This is a genomic window from Pantoea sp. PNA 14-12, assembly GCF_004364735.1.
Classification (GTDB): Bacteria; Pseudomonadota; Gammaproteobacteria; order Enterobacterales; family Enterobacteriaceae; genus Pantoea; species Pantoea stewartii.
On sequence record NZ_SOAJ01000003.1, the window covers coordinates 223228 to 240816 of the forward strand.

Annotated in this window: 15 protein-coding genes and 2 tRNA genes; 15 read left to right on the top strand and 2 right to left on the bottom strand. The window is 53.5% G+C overall.

From position 1 onward, the window contains the following. Positions 1 to 17: 17 nt before the first annotated feature. Positions 18 to 1451, bottom strand: coding sequence for a serine-type D-Ala-D-Ala carboxypeptidase (gene dacB, locus C7434_RS12165; RefSeq protein ID WP_033739262.1), 1434 nt, complete (start codon positions 1449 to 1451; stop codon positions 18 to 20). Positions 1452 to 1696: 245 nt separating this feature from the next. Here dacB and greA point away from each other — a divergent pair, with 245 nt between their 5' ends. Beyond that, a complete protein-coding gene (greA, locus tag C7434_RS12175) occupies positions 1697 to 2173 on the top strand; it encodes a transcription elongation factor GreA (protein WP_006121754.1) in 477 nt (158 codons plus the stop codon). 106 nt (positions 2174 to 2279) lie between these two features. Here the strand turns inward: greA and yhbY are convergent, their stop codons facing one another. After that, the gene (yhbY, locus tag C7434_RS12180; RefSeq protein WP_006121755.1) at positions 2280 to 2573 is read right to left on the bottom strand and encodes a ribosome assembly RNA-binding protein YhbY; all 294 of its coding nucleotides are present in this window, start codon (positions 2571 to 2573) and stop codon (positions 2280 to 2282) included. A 126-nt stretch (positions 2574 to 2699) separates the two neighbouring features. On the opposite strand from yhbY, the gene rlmE reads away from it, so the two are divergent. From rlmE to pnp, 14 genes are all read left to right on the top strand, one after another. Next, the gene (gene rlmE, locus C7434_RS12185) at positions 2700 to 3329 is read left to right on the top strand and encodes a 23S rRNA (uridine(2552)-2'-O)-methyltransferase RlmE (RefSeq protein WP_006121756.1); all 630 of its coding nucleotides are present in this window, start codon (positions 2700 to 2702) and stop codon (positions 3327 to 3329) included. Positions 3330 to 3442: 113 nt separating this feature from the next. Further along, positions 3443 to 5371, top strand: coding sequence for an ATP-dependent zinc metalloprotease FtsH (gene ftsH, locus C7434_RS12190; protein WP_033739186.1), 1929 nt, complete (start codon positions 3443 to 3445; stop codon positions 5369 to 5371). Positions 5372 to 5451: 80 nt separating this feature from the next. Next, positions 5452 to 6285: a dihydropteroate synthase gene (gene folP / locus C7434_RS12195; RefSeq protein WP_006121758.1), complete on the top strand. Its 834-nt coding sequence runs from the start codon at positions 5452 to 5454 to the stop codon at positions 6283 to 6285. Between the two features lie 5 nt (positions 6286 to 6290). Further along, on the top strand, positions 6291 to 7625 hold the full coding sequence (gene glmM, locus C7434_RS12200) for a phosphoglucosamine mutase (protein ID WP_033739188.1): 1335 nt from the start codon (positions 6291 to 6293) through the stop codon (positions 7623 to 7625). A 218-nt stretch (positions 7626 to 7843) separates the two neighbouring features. Beyond that, on the top strand, positions 7844 to 8179 hold the full coding sequence (secG, locus tag C7434_RS12205; RefSeq protein ID WP_006121760.1) for a preprotein translocase subunit SecG: 336 nt from the start codon (positions 7844 to 7846) through the stop codon (positions 8177 to 8179). A 48-nt stretch (positions 8180 to 8227) separates the two neighbouring features. Next, a tRNA-Leu gene (locus tag C7434_RS12210) sits at positions 8228 to 8314 on the top strand. Between the two features lie 59 nt (positions 8315 to 8373). After that, positions 8374 to 8450 (top strand) — tRNA-Met (locus C7434_RS12215). A gap of 211 nt (positions 8451 to 8661) precedes the next feature. After that, complete coding sequence (gene rimP / locus C7434_RS12220; RefSeq protein WP_006121761.1) at positions 8662 to 9114, top strand: ribosome maturation factor RimP; 453 nt, start codon at positions 8662 to 8664, stop codon at positions 9112 to 9114. A gap of 24 nt (positions 9115 to 9138) precedes the next feature. Continuing rightward, complete coding sequence (nusA, locus tag C7434_RS12225; protein ID WP_006121762.1) at positions 9139 to 10626, top strand: transcription termination factor NusA; 1488 nt, start codon at positions 9139 to 9141, stop codon at positions 10624 to 10626. A gap of 17 nt (positions 10627 to 10643) precedes the next feature. Beyond that, complete coding sequence (infB, locus tag C7434_RS12230; RefSeq protein WP_028723648.1) at positions 10644 to 13328, top strand: translation initiation factor IF-2; 2685 nt, start codon at positions 10644 to 10646, stop codon at positions 13326 to 13328. Positions 13329 to 13393: 65 nt separating this feature from the next. Then, on the top strand, positions 13394 to 13801 hold the full coding sequence (gene rbfA, locus C7434_RS12235; RefSeq protein WP_006121764.1) for a 30S ribosome-binding factor RbfA: 408 nt from the start codon (positions 13394 to 13396) through the stop codon (positions 13799 to 13801). Further along, positions 13801 to 14745 (top strand): tRNA pseudouridine(55) synthase TruB, encoded by a 945-nt coding sequence (gene truB, locus C7434_RS12240; RefSeq protein ID WP_006121765.1) that lies wholly within the window; start codon positions 13801 to 13803, stop codon positions 14743 to 14745. Before rbfA ends, truB begins: the two co-directional genes overlap by 1 nt. A 123-nt stretch (positions 14746 to 14868) precedes the next feature. Continuing rightward, on the top strand, positions 14869 to 15138 hold the full coding sequence (gene rpsO, locus C7434_RS12245) for a 30S ribosomal protein S15 (RefSeq protein ID WP_006121766.1): 270 nt from the start codon (positions 14869 to 14871) through the stop codon (positions 15136 to 15138). A gap of 304 nt (positions 15139 to 15442) precedes the next feature. Continuing rightward, positions 15443 to 17572 carry a polyribonucleotide nucleotidyltransferase gene (gene pnp / locus C7434_RS12250; RefSeq protein ID WP_133745497.1) on the top strand — a complete coding sequence of 710 codons (2130 nt, stop codon included), beginning with the start codon at positions 15443 to 15445 and terminating at the stop codon, positions 17570 to 17572. Positions 17573 to 17589: the final 17 nt, after the last annotated feature.

Here is a 17589-nt window from a genome sequence, read left to right on the forward strand (position 1 = left end):
GCTTTTATCGACATCAGTTAGTAGTTCTTGTTGATATCGCGATAGAGCCGACTTTCGAACCGCACCAGTGGAATACGGCGCGTGCGCTGATCTTCCGGCGGTACCGCATAGCCGGACAGGAACTGCACAAACGCGACGCGCGCCCCGCTGGACGTGGTGATAAAACCGGCAAGATTGTAAACGCCCTGCAGCGAACCCGTTTTGGCAGAGACTTTGCCATCCAGACCGGCTTCATGCAGGCCGCCTCGATATTGCAGCGTGCCGTCATGACCCGCCAGGGGCAGCATGGAAATATAATCCAGCTTGCTGTCATTTTGCGCAATGTACTGCAGCACCTGCATCATGGTGGCAGGAGAGATGAGATCGTGGCGCGACAAGCCGGAACCATCAACCTGGATACTGTTACCCAAATCGATATTCGCTTTTTCACGCAGGATACGGCGCACCGCGTCTGACCCGGCGCGGAAGGTGCCCGGCACATTAAAGTAATGATGGCCAATGGTGCGGAACACCGTGTCGGCGATCATATTGTCGGACTTCTTCAGCATCATATGCAGCAGCGTATGCAGCGGCGCAGACTGGGTTGAGGCCAGCACGGTGCCCGGCTCTGTGACCTGTGTCTGGCGCAGGAGATGTCCGCTGTAATCAATACCGGCGGAACGCAGTTCAGATTTCAGAATCTCGCCGGCCCAGGCGGCACCATCCTGAACGGCAAAGGCCAGCGGAAGGGGATCGCTACGCTGACGCAGACAGCCGGTCAGGGTATAGCGGTTCAGCTCACCCGGCACCACATCCAGTTCGCAATACTGCCCCTCGCCACTGTTGCGCCCAATGGTGCGCACCTGGCTCAGCATGTGCGCCGGATAATAAGAGGCGATGCGCACGAAGGCGTTTTCGCCGGGCTTATCCGCACTGTAGAGCGACACGGAGAAACAGTTTTTATCGACGATAGCCGCAGCGGGCGGTGCGCTAAAGCACTGCGTCATATCGTTCCACGGCCAACCCGGCGCCGCATCATGGCTGGCAAACACCGAGGTATCAATGACCAGATTGCCTTTGATATGCGTGATGCCTTGTTTTTTTAAGGCTGCGACCATATTACGCAGATCCTGGCGGCCCAGCGTGGGATCGCCAGCGAAACGGGCAACAAGATCGCCATTCAGTGTGCCATCGATCAGCGCACCTTTGGTCTCAAAGGTCGTTTGAAAACGATAATCACCGCCCAGTTCCAGTAATGCCGCCAGCGCGGTGATGACTTTCATGGTACTGGCGGGAAGCGCCATCTGTTTCCCGTGGTAATCAATGATCGGCGTAGTTGCGCCCACTTTTTGCACCAGTAAAGCCAGGTTGGCACCATCTGGCAGATACTGCATGTATTCATCAACGGGTGCTGCTTGTGCCTGTAGCATAAACGCACAGGTTAATCCGGTAACAAGTCGTGAAAATCGCATAATCTCGCGGCAACTGACAGGTGAAGGCGACAATACTACGTCCCTGGACGGTGCAAAGTAAACGATGACCCGCAGGGAACTCTGGGGTAAAATACGTATCAAATTGCAAAACCTTTTCTGGCCTGGAACATTTCCGGGTCAGTCTTCTTTTATTTGCAAAATGAGGCATGGCGCCGCAGAACGCTTTTTTCTGCAGTCACCGGTCAGGATGCACCGTGAAACAGGATTGATGACGAGGAGCTAAAATGAACCAGATTCCGATGACGTTAAGAGGCGCTGAAAGGCTGCGCGAAGAGCTGCATGAGCTGAAAACGGTGAAACGCCCGCGCATTATTGCCTCCATCGCGGAGGCCCGCGAGCACGGCGATTTGAAAGAGAATGCCGAATACCACGCTGCGCGTGAAGAACAGGGGTTCTGTGAGGGACGCATTCAGGAGATTGAGGCCAAACTCTCAAATGCGCAGGTTATCGACGTCACCCAAATGCCTAAAACCGGCCGCGTCATTTTTGGCGCGACGGTGACGGTCCTGAATGTGGATACGGATGAAGAGTTTACGTACCGCATCGTAGGTGACGATGAAGCAGACTTTAAGCAAAATCTGATTTCTGTTAACTCGCCAATGGCGCGTGGCCTGGTGGGTAAAGAAGCCGATGACGTGGCGATTATCAAAACGCCGGGCGGCGATGTGGAGTACGAAATCCTGAAGGTGGAATACATCTGACAGGTGGCAACCTTTTGTAACGGGTTGCAGTACAATGTAAAGAAAGGAAAAAGGCCGCGCTGCGGCCTTTTATCCCATGTAAGAGCATGGCACTTTCTTTGCCCACTTAACGTGGCAGAGAAATCTTGCTCTCTTTAGCGGGGCGATACAGCACCAGCGTTTTACCTATCAACTGAACGTTGACGGCGCCAGTTTCACGTACGATAGCGTCGACGATCAGCTGCCGGGTCTCACGATCTTCAGAGGCGACTTTCACCTTGATTAACTCGTGGTGTCCCAGCGCGTGTTCGATCTCTGCCAGCACACCTTCGGTCAGGCCATTGCCTCCGAGCATGACGACTGGCTTGAGCGGATGGGCGAGGCTTTTCAGGTGCTGTTTTTGTTTGGTACTTAGATTCATCGTATTATTTACTTACTCGGGGATTGAAAACGGTTCATTCTACCGCCATCTCGGGTATATCGCCAAATCGACGCAACCTACTGCGTGCAGATTTATCGCTACGATGACGATTTAGTTGGAAATTTTATGACCGGTAAAAAGCGTTCAGCCAGCTCCAGCCGCTGGCTACAGGAACACTTTAGCGATAAATACGTGCTCCAGGCACAGAAAAAAGGGTTGCGTTCGCGCGCCTGGTTTAAACTTGATGAAATACAACAGGGTGACAAGCTTTTCAAACCCGGTATGACCGTGGTAGATCTGGGTGCTGCACCCGGTGGCTGGTCGCAATATGTGGTACAGCAAATTGGGTCCAAAGGGCGTGTCATTGCATGTGATATCCTGCCTATGGATCCTATTGTTGGTGTCGATTTTCTTCAAGGCGATTTTCGTGAAGAATCGGTGATTAACGCGTTGCTTGAGCGTGTGGGCGATCAGAAAGTCCAGGTCGTCATGTCTGATATGGCACCGAATATGAGTGGTACACCTGCCGTAGATATTCCCCGGTCGATGTATTTGGTTGAGCTGGCGTTAGAGATGTGTCGTGACATTTTGGCTCCCGGCGGGAGTTTTGTAGTGAAAGTGTTTCAGGGGGATGGCTTTGATGAATACCTGCGGGAAATTCGATCCCTGTTCACGAAAGTGAAAATACGTAAGCCTGATGCTTCACGTTCACGTTCACGTGAAGTTTATATTGTGGCGACTGGGCGCAAGCTGTAGCCAACGTGGTGGATCATCCAGCCTTCCCGCTGCGATTCCATGTACGAAGGATCTATAGTACCCTACGCTATCTGTTAACACCGTTGTAATATGAGGTTAATCCCTTGAGTGACATGGCGAAAAACCTGATTCTCTGGCTAGTCATCGCGGTTGTACTGATGTCAGTCTTCCAGAGCTTTGGGCCCAGCGAGTCAAATGGCCGTAGGGTTGATTATTCAACCTTCCTGTCGGAAGTGAACCAGGATCAGGTCCGCGAGGCACGTATTAACGGGCGTGAAATTAACGTAACCAAAAAAGACAGTAATAAATACACCACCTACATTCCTGTCAATGATCCCAAGTTACTCGATAACCTGTTGACCAAGAACGTTAAAGTGGTTGGTGAGCCGCCTGAAGAGCCGAGCCTGCTGGCGTCGATCTTCATTTCCTGGTTCCCAATGTTACTGCTGATTGGTGTGTGGATTTTCTTCATGCGGCAAATGCAGGGCGGTGGCGGCAAAGGCGCAATGTCCTTTGGTAAGAGCAAAGCCCGCATGCTAACGGAAGATCAGATTAAAACCACTTTTGCTGACGTAGCAGGCTGTGACGAAGCGAAAGAGGAAGTCGGTGAGCTGGTCGAATACCTGCGTGAACCGAGCCGTTTCCAGAAGCTGGGGGGTAAAATCCCGAAAGGCGTTCTGATGGTCGGCCCGCCGGGTACCGGTAAAACCCTGCTGGCGAAAGCCATTGCCGGTGAGGCGAAAGTACCGTTCTTTACCATTTCAGGTTCTGACTTTGTTGAAATGTTCGTCGGTGTGGGTGCGTCTCGCGTCCGTGACATGTTTGAACAGGCTAAGAAAGCGGCACCGTGCATTATCTTCATCGATGAGATCGATGCCGTTGGTCGCCAGCGTGGTGCCGGTTTAGGGGGAGGGCACGATGAGCGTGAACAAACTCTGAACCAGATGCTGGTTGAAATGGATGGCTTTGAAGGTAACGAAGGCATCATCGTGATTGCCGCGACCAACCGTCCAGACGTACTTGACCCTGCGCTGCTGCGCCCTGGCCGCTTTGACCGTCAGGTTGTCGTGGGCTTGCCAGACGTACGTGGTCGTGAGCAGATTCTGAAAGTGCATATGCGTCGTGTACCCCTGGCAACCGACATTGATGCGGCCATCATTGCGCGCGGTACGCCAGGCTTCTCCGGTGCCGATCTGGCGAACCTGGTGAACGAAGCGGCGCTGTTTGCTGCACGCAGCAATAAACGCGTTGTGTCGATGGTGGAATTCGAAAAAGCCAAAGACAAAATCATGATGGGTGCAGAGCGCCGTTCCATGGTGATGACCGAAGCACAGAAAGAGTCTACGGCTTACCATGAGGCCGGCCACGCGATTATTGGTCGTCTGGTGCCGGAACACGATCCGGTGCACAAAGTGACCATTATCCCGCGCGGTCGTGCATTAGGTGTGACCTTCTTCCTGCCTGAAGGCGATGCGATTAGCGCAAGCCGTCAGAAGCTGGAAAGTCAGATTTCGACCCTGTACGGCGGTCGTCTGGCGGAAGAGATCATCTACGGTGCAGAACATGTCTCTACCGGTGCCTCTAACGATATCAAAGTGGCAACAAACCTGGCCCGTAATATGGTTACCCAGTGGGGCTTCTCTGAGAAACTGGGCCCGCTGCTGTATGCTGAAGAAGACGGTGAAGTGTTCCTGGGCCGTTCAGTGGCAAAAGCCAAGCATATGTCAGATGAAACTGCCCGTATTATCGACCAGGAAGTTAAACACCTGATCGATACGAACTATCAGCGCGCTCGCCAGATCCTGGGCGAAAACATGGACATTCTTCACGCGATGAAAGATGCGCTGATGAAGTATGAAACCATTGATGCACCGCAGATTGACGACCTGATGGCACGCCGTGAAGTGCGTCCGCCAGCAGGCTGGGAAGATCCGGGCAGCAGCAATTCAGACAGTAACGGTACGCCAAAGGCCCCGCGTCCGGTCGATGAACCGCGTACGCCGAATCCAGGCAATACCATGTCAGAACAGTTCGACAAATAAGACGTCAGGTCTTTTAATAAAACCCCGGCTGGTCCGGGGTTTTTTACATCTATACATTGAGCCACAAGGAGTTTTTCACCATGAAACTGTTCGCCCGTGATTCCCATCTCGATTTGTCATTTCCACATGTGATGGGCATTCTCAACGTCACGCCGGACTCTTTTTCCGATGGTGGTAAACACAATGCGCTGGTCGATGCGTTAACGCACACTAACGAGATGGTGAACGCTGGCGCAACAATCATTGACGTGGGGGGCGAGTCCACGCGTCCGGGCGCTGATGAAGTGAGCGTTGAGGAGGAGCTTGAACGGGTGATTCCGGTGGTCGAAGCTATCGCTCAACGCTTTGAGGTATGGATATCAGTCGATACGTCCAAAGCCGACGTGATTCGTGAAGCCGCCAGCGCAGGGGCTCACATTATCAATGATGTGCGCTCGCTGTCTGAGCCTGGCGCGTTGGCAGCGGCAGCGGCAACGGGCTTACCGGTTTGTCTGATGCATATGCAGGGCGAACCGCGTACGATGCAGCAGGCACCAGCCTATAAGGATATTGTAAGCGAAGTGGACACTTACTTCGTTGAACAACTGGCCCGCTGCGAAGCCGCAGGCATAAAAAAAGAGAATCTGTTACTCGACCCGGGCTTCGGTTTCGGTAAGAATCTCAGCCACAATTATGAACTGCTGGCCCACCTCAGTAAATTTCACCGTTTTGCGCTGCCGCTGTTGGTTGGCATGTCACGCAAATCAATGATTGGACAACTGCTGAATGTGGGGCCTTCCCAGCGCCTGACGGGCAGCCTGGCCTGTGCGGTTATTGCCGCCATGCAGGGCGCGCACATTATTCGCGCCCACGATGTAAAAGAAACCGTCGAAGCGATGCGGGTGGTTGAAGCGACACAAAGAGCGAAAGGATGAAGAGCATGAGCGAACGTAAATATTTCGGTACCGATGGGATTCGCGGCAAAGTCGGTGAGTCACCGATTACCCCTGACTTTGTATTAAAGCTCGGCTGGGCGGCGGGTAAAGTACTGGCCCGTCACGGCTCCAAAAAAATTATCATTGGTAAAGACACGCGCATTTCAGGCTATATGCTGGAATCCGCGCTGGAAGCCGGTCTCGCAGCCGCAGGGTTGTCCGCGGCCTTTACCGGCCCAATGCCCACGCCCGCTATTGCCTATCTGACCCGCACGTTCCGTGCCGAAGCCGGCATCGTGATTTCCGCGTCGCACAATCCGTTTGATGATAACGGCATTAAGTTTTTCTCCGCCGAAGGGACGAAACTGCCCGATGACGTGGAAGAGGCGATCGAACTGGAAATGGAAAAACCGCTTACCTGCGTGGAATCCGCCCAGCTGGGGCGTGCCAGCCGTATTGTTGACGCGGCCGGGCGCTACATAGAATTTTGTAAAGGTACGTTCCCCAGCGAACTCAGCCTCAGTGGGCTGAAAATTGTCGTCGACTGTGCAAACGGTGCCACTTATCACATTGCGCCCAACGTCCTGCGTGAACTCGGTGCGACGGTGATTGCAGTTGGCGTCCAGCCTGATGGCATGAACATTAATAAAGCATGTGGTGCGACCGATCTCAGGATGCTGCAGGAACGCGTACTGGCTGAAAAAGCGGACATCGGTCTGGCCTATGACGGTGACGGCGATCGCATCATGATGGTCGACCACCTTGGCAAGAAAGTGGATGGGGACCAGATTCTGTATATCATCGCCCGCGAAGGTCTGCGTCAGGGACAGTTGCGCGGTGGTGTGGTCGGCACGCTGATGAGCAACATGGGGCTGGAGCTGGCGCTGAAACAGCTGGGTATTCCGTTTGTTCGTGCAAAAGTGGGCGACCGCTATGTACTGGAAAAAATGCAGGAAAAAGGCTGGCGCCTGGGAGCGGAAAACTCCGGTCATGTGATCCTGCTGGATAAGATCGCTACGGGTGACGGCATCGTTGCAAGTTTGCAAGTACTTACAGCTATGGTTCGTAACCATATGAGCCTGCACGATCTCTGCACCGGCATGAAAATGCTGCCTCAGGTGCTGGTAAATGTCCGCTTCGCCGGCGAGCACGATCCGCTGGAAAGCGATGCCGTTAAAGCGGTAGCCGAGGATGTGGAAAAAGCCCTGGCCGGAAAAGGACGCGTGCTGCTGCGTAAATCGGGCACGGAACCGCTAATCCGCGTAATGGTAGAGGGTGAGGATGAAACCCAGGTGACGGCGCTGGCGAATCGAATTGCCGATGCGGTTAAAGCCGTCTGAGGCAGCTGGCAGGCGGGGACATCGCAGTGAACCTGCCTGCAAAATCATCGCACTGGCGCTTTTTTCTGCAATCAGCGTGCCGCATGTAAATTGCACTTGCAGAGGTATGCGCCATTGGTTAGTATTCACACCCGCTTCTGATGGGTGATGAAGAAACTCCCCGTCAAATTGGTTGAAGCTTTAACTGTGCGGATTACGCGCAAGGAAACAGGTTGATTATGTACGAAGCTCTGTTGGTTGTTTTCCTTATTGTAGCAATTGGCCTGGTAGGTCTTATCATGCTGCAGCAAGGCAAAGGCGCTGATATGGGTGCATCATTCGGTGCAGGCGCGTCAGGTACGCTGTTCGGTTCAACAGGGTCAGGTAATTTCATGACTCGTATGACCGCCGTACTGGCTACGCTGTTTTTTGTCATCAGCTTGATTCTGGGTAACCTGAACAGTAATAAAACAGCCAAAGGAAGTGAGTGGGATAACCTCACTGCGCCAGCTCAGTCTCAACAGCAGACTCAGCCAGCTAAACCGGCTACGCCGGGCAACGATATCCCGCATTAATAGCGTTAAGCGTCATAAGCGGCAGTTCAGCGTCGCAGTCAGTGCAGTACCGAGGTGGTGAAATTGGTAGACACGCTACCTTGAGGTGGTAGTGCTCGAAAGGGCTTACGGGTTCAAGTCCCGTCCTCGGTACCAAATCTTAGTTAGACTTGCATTTTATGCATGATCGGCGTAACATTCGCCACGTTTTCGGACGCGGGGTGGAGCAGCCTGGTAGCTCGTCGGGCTCATAACCCGAAGGTCGTCGGTTCAAATCCGGCCCCCGCAACCACTTTCCCTTAGAGTTCTTTTTCAAATATACTGTATGCATCGACGGGCGCATTAGCAGCGAATTTTGAAAAAAATTCTTTTGGATGGGCGTCCGGGCCGCAATGCGGCATACAGGGTCCAGTGATAAAAAGCCCCGACTATTCGGGGTTTTTTGTTATTAGCGAATCGTAATACTGGGCTATAGGCCCTTTTTTTATGTCTTGGGGGTGGGCTTGTCCACATTAGAGCAAAAATTGACAGAGTTGGTATCTGCTCCGGTAGAAGCGCTCGGCTACGAACTGGTCGGAATTGAATTCGTTCGTGGTCGCACATCAACCCTGCGCATCTATATTGACAGTGAAGATGGCATCAATGTTGACGATTGCGCGGACGTCAGCCACCAGGTGAGTGCCGTGATGGATGTGGAAGATCCCATCACCGTCCCTTACCACCTTGAAGTGTCCTCACCGGGGCTCGACCGTCCTCTGTTCACTGCAGAACATTATGCACGCTTTACCGGCGATGAGGTGAGCCTGGTGCTGCGTATGGCCGTTCAAAACCGCCGTAAATGGCAGGGAATCATCAAGTCTGTAGAAGGCGAGATGATAACGGTAAACGTTGAGGGTAATGACGAGGTGTTCGCGCTGAGTAATATTCAGAAAGCGAACCTGGTCCCCCACTTTTAAAAGTCCGGATTGAGGCTAACCAGGATGAACAAAGAGATCTTAGCTGTTGTAGAAGCCGTTTCTAACGAAAAAGCCCTGCCGCGTGAGAAAATCTTCGAAGCGCTGGAGAGCGCGCTGGCGACTGCGACCAAGAAAAAGTACGAGCAGGAAATTGACGTCCGCGTCAGCATCGACCGCAGAAGTGGCGACTTTGATACGTTCCGCCGTTGGGAAATCGTAGAGCAGGTCACTCAGCCAACGCGTGAGATCACGCTGGATGCGGCTCGCTACGAAGATGAGTCCCTCAATCTGGGCGACTACGTTGAAGATCAGATTGAATCTGTCACCTTTGACCGCATTACTACCCAGACCGCAAAACAGGTTATCGTGCAAAAAGTACGTGAAGCCGAGCGCGCAATGGTCGTGGATCAGTTCCGTGAGCAGGAAGGCGAAATCATCACCGGCGTGGTGAAAAAAGTTAATCGTGACAATATTTCACTGGATCTGGGCAACAATGCTGAAGCGGTAATCCTGCGTGAGGATATGCTGCCGCGCGAAAACTTCCGCCCTGGTGACCGTATTCGTGGTGTTCTGTATGCCGTTCGCCCGGAAGCGCGTGGTGCACAGCTGTTTGTGACCCGTTCAAAGCCAGAAATGCTGATCGAACTGTTCCGCATTGAAGTACCAGAAATTGGCGAAGAAGTGCTTGAAATTAAAGCCGCAGCCCGCGATCCGGGTTCACGCGCTAAAATTGCAGTAAAAACGAACGACAAACGTATTGATCCGGTGGGTGCCTGCGTCGGTATGCGCGGTGCGCGTGTTCAGGCCGTGTCCAGTGAACTGGGCGGCGAGCGTATCGATATCGTGCTGTGGGACGACAACCCGGCACAGTTTGTTATTAACGCCATGGCTCCGGCTGATGTGGCGTCAATCGTGGTTGATGAAGACAACCACACGATGGATATCGCCGTTGAGGCTGGCAATCTGGCCCAGGCGATCGGCCGTAATGGCCAAAACGTGCGTCTGGCTTCACAGCTGAGTGGCTGGGAGCTGAACGTGATGACCGTCGATGATCTGCAGGCGAAGCATCAGGCTGAAGCCCATGCAGCGATCGATATGTTCACTAAACATCTCGACATCGACGAAGAGTTCGCCACCATTCTGGTGGAAGAGGGCTTCTCATCGTTGGAAGAACTGGCCTATGTGCCAATTAACGAGCTGTTGGAAATCGACGGCCTCGACGAAGAGACCATTGAAGCCCTGCGTGAACGAGCAAAAAATGCGTTAACCACCCTGGCACTGGCTAAAGAAGAGAGCCTGGGGAATCAGGAACCTGCAGAAGACCTCTTGAATCTTGAGGGTCTGGATCGTGCACTGGCTTTCCGCCTGGCATCCAAAGGCGTTTGCACGCTGGAAGACCTTGCTGAGCAAGGTGTTGACGATCTGACTGATATTGAAGGGCTGACTGATGAGCAAGCTGGCGCGCTGATTATGGCCGCACGCAATATCTGCTGGTTCGGCGATGACGCGTAATAACAGGAAGGAACAGCATGACAGATGTAACCGTAAAATCGCTGGCAGCAGAAATTCAGACTTCGGTCGATCGCCTGGTACAGCAGTTTGCTGATGCGGGGATCCCAAAGTCTGAAAATGATGCGGTGACCCAGCATGAGAAAGAAACCTTACTGTCTCACCTGAAGCATGGTCAGGCCGGTTCAGGCAAACTGACCCTGCAGCGCAAAACGCGTAGTACCTTGAATATTCCTGGCACCGGGGGTAAAAGTAAATCGGTGCAAATCGAAGTCCGCAAAAAGCGCACGTATGTAAAAGGTGATGCAGAGTCTGAGCAAGCTCAGGCAGAAGCAGAAGCCGAGGCGCAGCGTGAAGCGGAAGAGCAGGCGCAACGCGAGGCCGCTGAACAGGCGCGTCGTGAAGCGGAACAAAAAGCGCAACGTGAAGCCGAAGAGAAAGCCAGGCGCGAAGCCGCTGAAAAGGCTAAGCGTGCAGCAGCGGAAAATGAGAAAGTGACTAATCAACCTACCGACGAAGTGACCAAGGCCGCCCAGTCCGATAAAGCACGTCGTGAAGCTGAAGCCGCTGAACTGAAGCGTAAAGCGGAAGAAGAAGCGCGTCGTAAGCTGGAAGAGGCTGCCCGCCTCGCCGCGGAAGAAGCCCGCCGTTTAGCCGAAGAAAAAGCGGCTGAATGGGAAAAGCCTGAAGAAGAGGATAAGGGCGACTATCACGTCACCACCTCAACACATGCCCGTCAGGCCGAAGACGAGAACGATCGTCAGGTCGAAGCGGGTCGTGCCCGCACGCGCAGTGCTAAAGCCGCGCGTCCGGTGAAAAAAGGCAACAAGCATTCAGAAGCCAAAACCGACCGCGAAGAAGCCCGTGCGCAGGTTCGTGGTGGTAAAGGTGGTAAGCATCGTAAGCCAAGCGCTCTGCAGCAGGGCTTCAACAAGCCAGCACAGGCGGTTAACCGCGATGTGGTGATTGGCGAAACCATCACCGTTGCTGAACTGGCTAACAAAATGGCCGTTAAAGGTTCACTGGTCATCAAAGCGATGATGAAAATGGGCGCTATGGCGACCATCAACCAGGTTATCGACCAGGAAACCGCACAGCTGGTTGCCGAAGAAATGGGCCACAAGGTGACCCTTCGTCGTGAAAACGAGCTGGAAGAAGCGGTAATGGACGATCGTGATACCGATGCAGCGCAGGAAGCGCGTGCGCCGGTTGTGACCATTATGGGCCACGTTGACCACGGTAAAACCTCACTGCTGGATTACATCCGCTCGACCAAAATCGCCTCTGGCGAAGCGGGCGGGATTACACAGCACATCGGTGCATACCACGTCGAAACCGACAACGGTATGATCACCTTCCTGGATACCCCGGGCCACGCCGCGTTTACCGCGATGCGTGCACGTGGTGCGCAGGCAACGGATATCGTTATCCTCGTGGTGGCGGCAGATGATGGTGTGATGCCACAAACCATCGAAGCGATTCAGCACGCCAAAGCCGCGAAAGTGCCGGTTGTGGTAGCTGTCAACAAGTGCGATAAGCCAGAAGCCGATCCGGATCGTGTTAAAAATGAACTGACACAGTACGGCATCATTCCGGAAGAGTGGGGCGGCGAAAACATGTTCGTCAACGTCTCTGCGAAAGCGGGTACCGGTATTGACGATCTGCTGAACGCGATTCTGCTGCAGGCAGAAGTGCTTGAGCTGACGGCCATTCGTGCCGGTATGGCCAGCGGCGTTGTGATCGAATCGTTCCTCGACAAAGGTCGTGGTCCGGTTGCGACCGTTCTGGTACGCGAAGGTACGCTGAACAAAGGCGATATCGTTCTGTGTGGCTTTGAATACGGCCGTGTTCGTGCAATGCGTGACGAACTGGGACGTGAAGTCATGGAAGCGGGCCCGTCTATCCCGGTTGAGATCCTCGGCTTGTCCGGTGTTCCGGCGGCAGGTGATGAAGCGACCGTGGTGCGTGACGAGAAGAAAGCTCGTGAAGTGGCACTGTATCGTCAGGGCAAATTCCGCGAAGTGAAACTGGCACGTCAGCAGAAATCTAAGCTGGAAAACATGTTTGCTAACATGACCGAAGGCGAAGTATCTGAACTGAACATCGTGCTGAAAGCCGACGTTCAGGGCTCTGTGGAAGCGATCTCCGACTCCCTGCTCAAACTCTCCACCGACGAAGTGAAGGTGAAGATTGTGGGTTCAGGCGTAGGTGGTATCACCGAAACCGACGCGACGCTGGCAGCCGCATCTAACGCGATTATCCTTGGCTTTAACGTCCGTGCTGACGCATCTGCGCGTCGCGTCATCGACGCTGAAAGCCTGGATCTGCGTTACTACTCCGTCATCTATAACCTGATTGACGAAGTGAAAGCCGCAATGAGCGGTATGCTGGCACCAGAGTACAAACAGCAGATCATCGGTCTGGCTGAAGTGCGTGACGTGTTCAAATCACCGAAATTTGGTGCTATCGCAGGTTGTATGGTGACGGAAGGTAACATCAAGCGTCACAACCCAATCCGCGTCCTGCGCGATAACGTGGTGATCTACGAAGGTGAGCTTGAATCACTGCGTCGCTTTAAAGATGACGTTAACGAAGTGCGTAACGGCATGGAGTGCGGTATCGGCGTGAAGAACTATAATGACGTTCGTGTCGGCGATATGATCGAAGTCTTCGAAGTGATTGAAGTTAAACGCACCATCGCTTAAGTCCTGGCGTTGATGATGCAATTTGGGAGGCCGCTGGCCTCCCGAATTATTTGGGAGAAATAAAAATGGCGAAAGAATTTGGCCGTCCGCAGCGTGTATCACAGGAGCTGCAAAAAGAGATTGCGATGATTCTGCAGCGTGAGATTAAAGATCCACGCCTTGGCATGATGGTGACCGTTTCGGGTGTTGAGGTATCACGTGACCTCGCTTACGCCAAAGTGTTTGTGACATTCCTCAACGATCAAGATGAAGAAGCCGTAAAAAATGGCCTGAAAGCGTTGAAAGAAGCCTCGGGTTATATCCGTACGCTGCTGGGTAAAGCCATGCGCCTGCGTATCGTGCCTGAACTGACCTTCTTCTACGATAACTCGTTGATTGAAGGGATGCGCATGTCCAACCTCGTGACTAACGTGGTGAAAAAAGACGTTGAGCGTCGTGGTCCAGAAACCACGGATGATGACGAGGAGGCGTAATGAGTCGTCCTCGTCGTCGCGGTCGCGACGTCCATGGCGTTTTGTTGCTGGATAAGCCACAAGGCATGTCGTCTAACGATGTTCTGCAGAAGGTGAAGCGCATTTTTAACGCTAACCGTGCAGGACACACCGGTGCACTTGATCCGCTGGCAACCGGCATGTTGCCGATCTGTCTGGGTGAAGCCACCAAGTTCTCGCAGTATCTGCTGGATTCCGATAAGCGTTATCGCGTGATTGCCCGGTTAGGTGAACGTACCGATACCTCCGATGCGGACGGGAACCGGGTACAAACCCGTCCCGTGACCTTTACCCAGGCCGATCTGGATACCGCACTGGACAGTTTTCGTGGTGACATTATGCAGGTGCCGTCGATGTTTTCAGCATTGAAACATCAGGGCCGGAAACTGTATGAATATGCCCGCGAAGGCATCACTATCGAACGTGAGCCCCGGCCGATCACCGTGTATGACTTGCAGTTTATTCGCTGGCAGGGCAGTGAGCTTGAGCTGGAAATTCACTGCTCTAAAGGTACCTACATCCGTACCATTATTGACGATTTGGGTGAAAAGCTGGGCTGCGGTGCGCATGTCATCATGCTGCGTCGTTTGCAGGTAGCACGTTATCCCTTCGAAAGAATGGTCACGCTGGAGCAGCTTCAGGCGTTGCAGGCAGAGGCGAACGCCTCAGGCGACGATCTGGCGTTACAGCTCGATCCTCTGCTGCTGCCCATGGACAGTCCGGCTGCGGATTTTCCTGCGGTCAACCTCTCAGCGGATGTGGCGGCCTACTTTAAACAGGGCCAGCCGGTGCATGCAAGTCAGGCACCTGACCAGGGGCTGGTTCGGGTCACCGAAGGTGAAACACGCAAGTTTATCGGTATGGCAGAAGTGGCCGACGATGGCCGGATTGCTCCACGCCGTTTAGTGGTTGAGTATCAGAATTAAGTTGTGCGCTTTTCATTAAGGGCATTTGCGTTGCCTTCTGGCGAAGAGTAGAATAGCGCGGCTTTAAAGCGGGATGCTGAATTAGAGATCGGCGCCCATACATTCATTTAACTGGAGTTTATTATGTCTCTAAGCGTAGAAGCTAAAGCAGAGATCGTTGCTAAATATGGTCGTGGTGCTAACGACAGCGGTTCAACTGAAGTTCAGGTTGCACTGTTGACCGCGCAGATCAGCCATCTGCAGGGCCACTTCTCTGAGCACAAAAAAGACCACCACAGCCGCCGCGGTCTGCTGCGCATGGTATCTCAGCGTCGTAAGCTGCTGGACTACCTGAAGCGTAAAGACGTTGCACGCTACAGCAGCCTGATCGAAAGCCTCGGTCTGCGTCGCTAAGTCTTAAAATCGGATCGTCTGGGATGCCACAAATGTGTGCTAAAACCCCTTTGGCGATCAGATTTGTGCGAGTTTCATGAAAAGGGGGCCTTTATGGCCCCTTTTTTCGAGCAATGCGCAGCAATCCTGAGCAAACTCATGTATTGTTGTTGGGTGTGATCTTTGTTTGCAGAGGTTCGCGCGGCTAATGAGAGGCTTTACCGCAGGGGCGGTTAAGGGTTGTCATTAGTCGCGAGGATGCAACGGAGATCGGTAATTAATGGCAGGCCAAGATAGCACTGCCCCGATGTTAAGGACTTTGATTTTGCTTAATCCGATCGTACGCAAATTCCAATATGGTCAACATACCGTCACGCTGGAAACCGGCATGATGGCTCGCCAGGCGACTGCCGCCGTTATGGTGAGCATGGATGACACCGCTGTTTTTGTCACCGTTGTTGGCCAGAAAAAAACCAAACCAGGCCAGGACTTCTTCCCACTGACCGTTAACTATCAGGAGCGTACTTACGCTGCTGGTCGTATCCCGGGCAGCTTCTTCCGTCGCGAAGGTCGTCCAAGCGAAGGTGAAACGCTGATTTCACGTCTGATTGACCGTCCGGTGCGTCCTCTGTTCCCGGAAGGGTTCGTTAACGAAGTTCAGGTGATTGCGACCGTTGTTTCGGTCAACCCACAGGTTCACCCAGACATCGTTGCGATGATCGGTGCCTCTGCCGCGCTGGCGCTGTCGGGTCTGCCTTTCAATGGCCCAATCGGTGCGGCGCGTGTGGGTTATATCAATGACCAGTACGTACTGAACCCAACGGCTGACGAACTGAAAACGTCACGTCTGGATCTGGTGGTTGCAGGTACGCAGAACGCCGTTCTGATGGTGGAATCTGAAGCAGAAATCCTGTCTGAAGAACAAATGCTGGGTGCTGTGCTGTTCGGCCACGATCAGCAGCAGGTGGTGATTGAAAACATTAATGCACTGGTCGCTGAAGCGGGCAAGCCGCGTTGGGACTGGCAGCCAGAAGCGGCCAATACTGCACTGATTTCACGTGTCGCGGCCCTGGCTGAAGCGCGTATCAGCGATGCGTACCGTATCACTGACAAGCAAGCGCGTTATGCCCAGGTTGATGCCATCAAAGACGAAACCATCGCGGCGCTGCTGGCGGAAGACGAATCCCTGGATGCGGCTGAAATCGGTGATATCGTGCACAGCCTGGAGAAGACGGTTGTTCGTACCCGTATTCTGAACGGCGAGCCGCGTATCGATGGCCGTGAAAAAGACATGATTCGTGGTCTGGACGTGCGGACCGGCGTACTGCCGCGTACCCATGGTTCAGCCCTGTTCACCCGTGGTGAAACACAGGCGCTGGTGACCGCAACGCTGGGTACCACCCGCGATGCGCAGAACCTGGATGAACTGATGGGTGAGCGTACCGACAGCTTCCTGTTCCACTACAACTTCCCTCCCTACTCAGTAGGTGAAACCGGTATGGTGGGCTCGCCTAAGCGTCGTGAAATTGGTCACGGTCGTCTGGCGAAGCGCGGCGTGTTGGCCGTAATGCCAAAAGTGGAAGATTTCCCTTACACCGTTCGTGTCGTGTCTGAAATCACTGAATCAAACGGTTCATCTTCTATGGCTTCCGTCTGTGGTGCTTCTCTGGCGCTGATGGACGCGGGCGTACCTATTAAAGCGTCTGTTGCCGGTATCGCGATGGGCCTGGTAAAAGAAGACGACAAATTTGTTGTTCTGTCTGACATTCTGGGTGATGAAGATCACCTGGGTGATATGGACTTCAAAGTGGCGGGTAGCCGTGACGGTATCACCGCGCTGCAGATGGACATCAAAATTGAAGGCATCACCCGCGAGATCATGCAGGTAGCGCTGAATCAGGCCAAAGGTGCACGTCTGCACATTCTGGGCGTGATGGAGCAGGCTATCAGCACGCCGCGTCAGGAAATCTCTGAGTTCGCACCGCGCATTTACACCATCAAGATCAGTTCAGATAAGATCAAAGATGTGATCGGTAAAGGCGGTTCTGTTATCCGTGCGCTGACCGAAGAAACCGGCACCACCATCGAAATCGAAGATGACGGTACGGTGAAAATCGCGGCAACTGATGGCCTGAAAGCGAAAGAAGCGATTCGTCGCATCGAAGAGATCACCGCTGAAATCGAAGTGGGCCGCATTTACAGCGGTAAAGTCACGCGCATTGTCGATTTCGGTGCTTTCGTTGCTATCGGCGGCGGTAAAGAAGGTCTGGTGCACATTTCACAAATCGCTGATAAGCGCGTTGAGAAAGTGACGGATTATCTGCAGATGGGTCAGGAAGTACCGGTGAAGGTGATGGAAGTGGATCGCCAGGGCCGTGTCCGTCTGAGCATCAAAGAAGCGACAGAAACCAAGCCTGAGGCTGTTGCAGCTGAGAGCGCACCTGACGCTGAATAAGTCTTTCCTGATTTGCC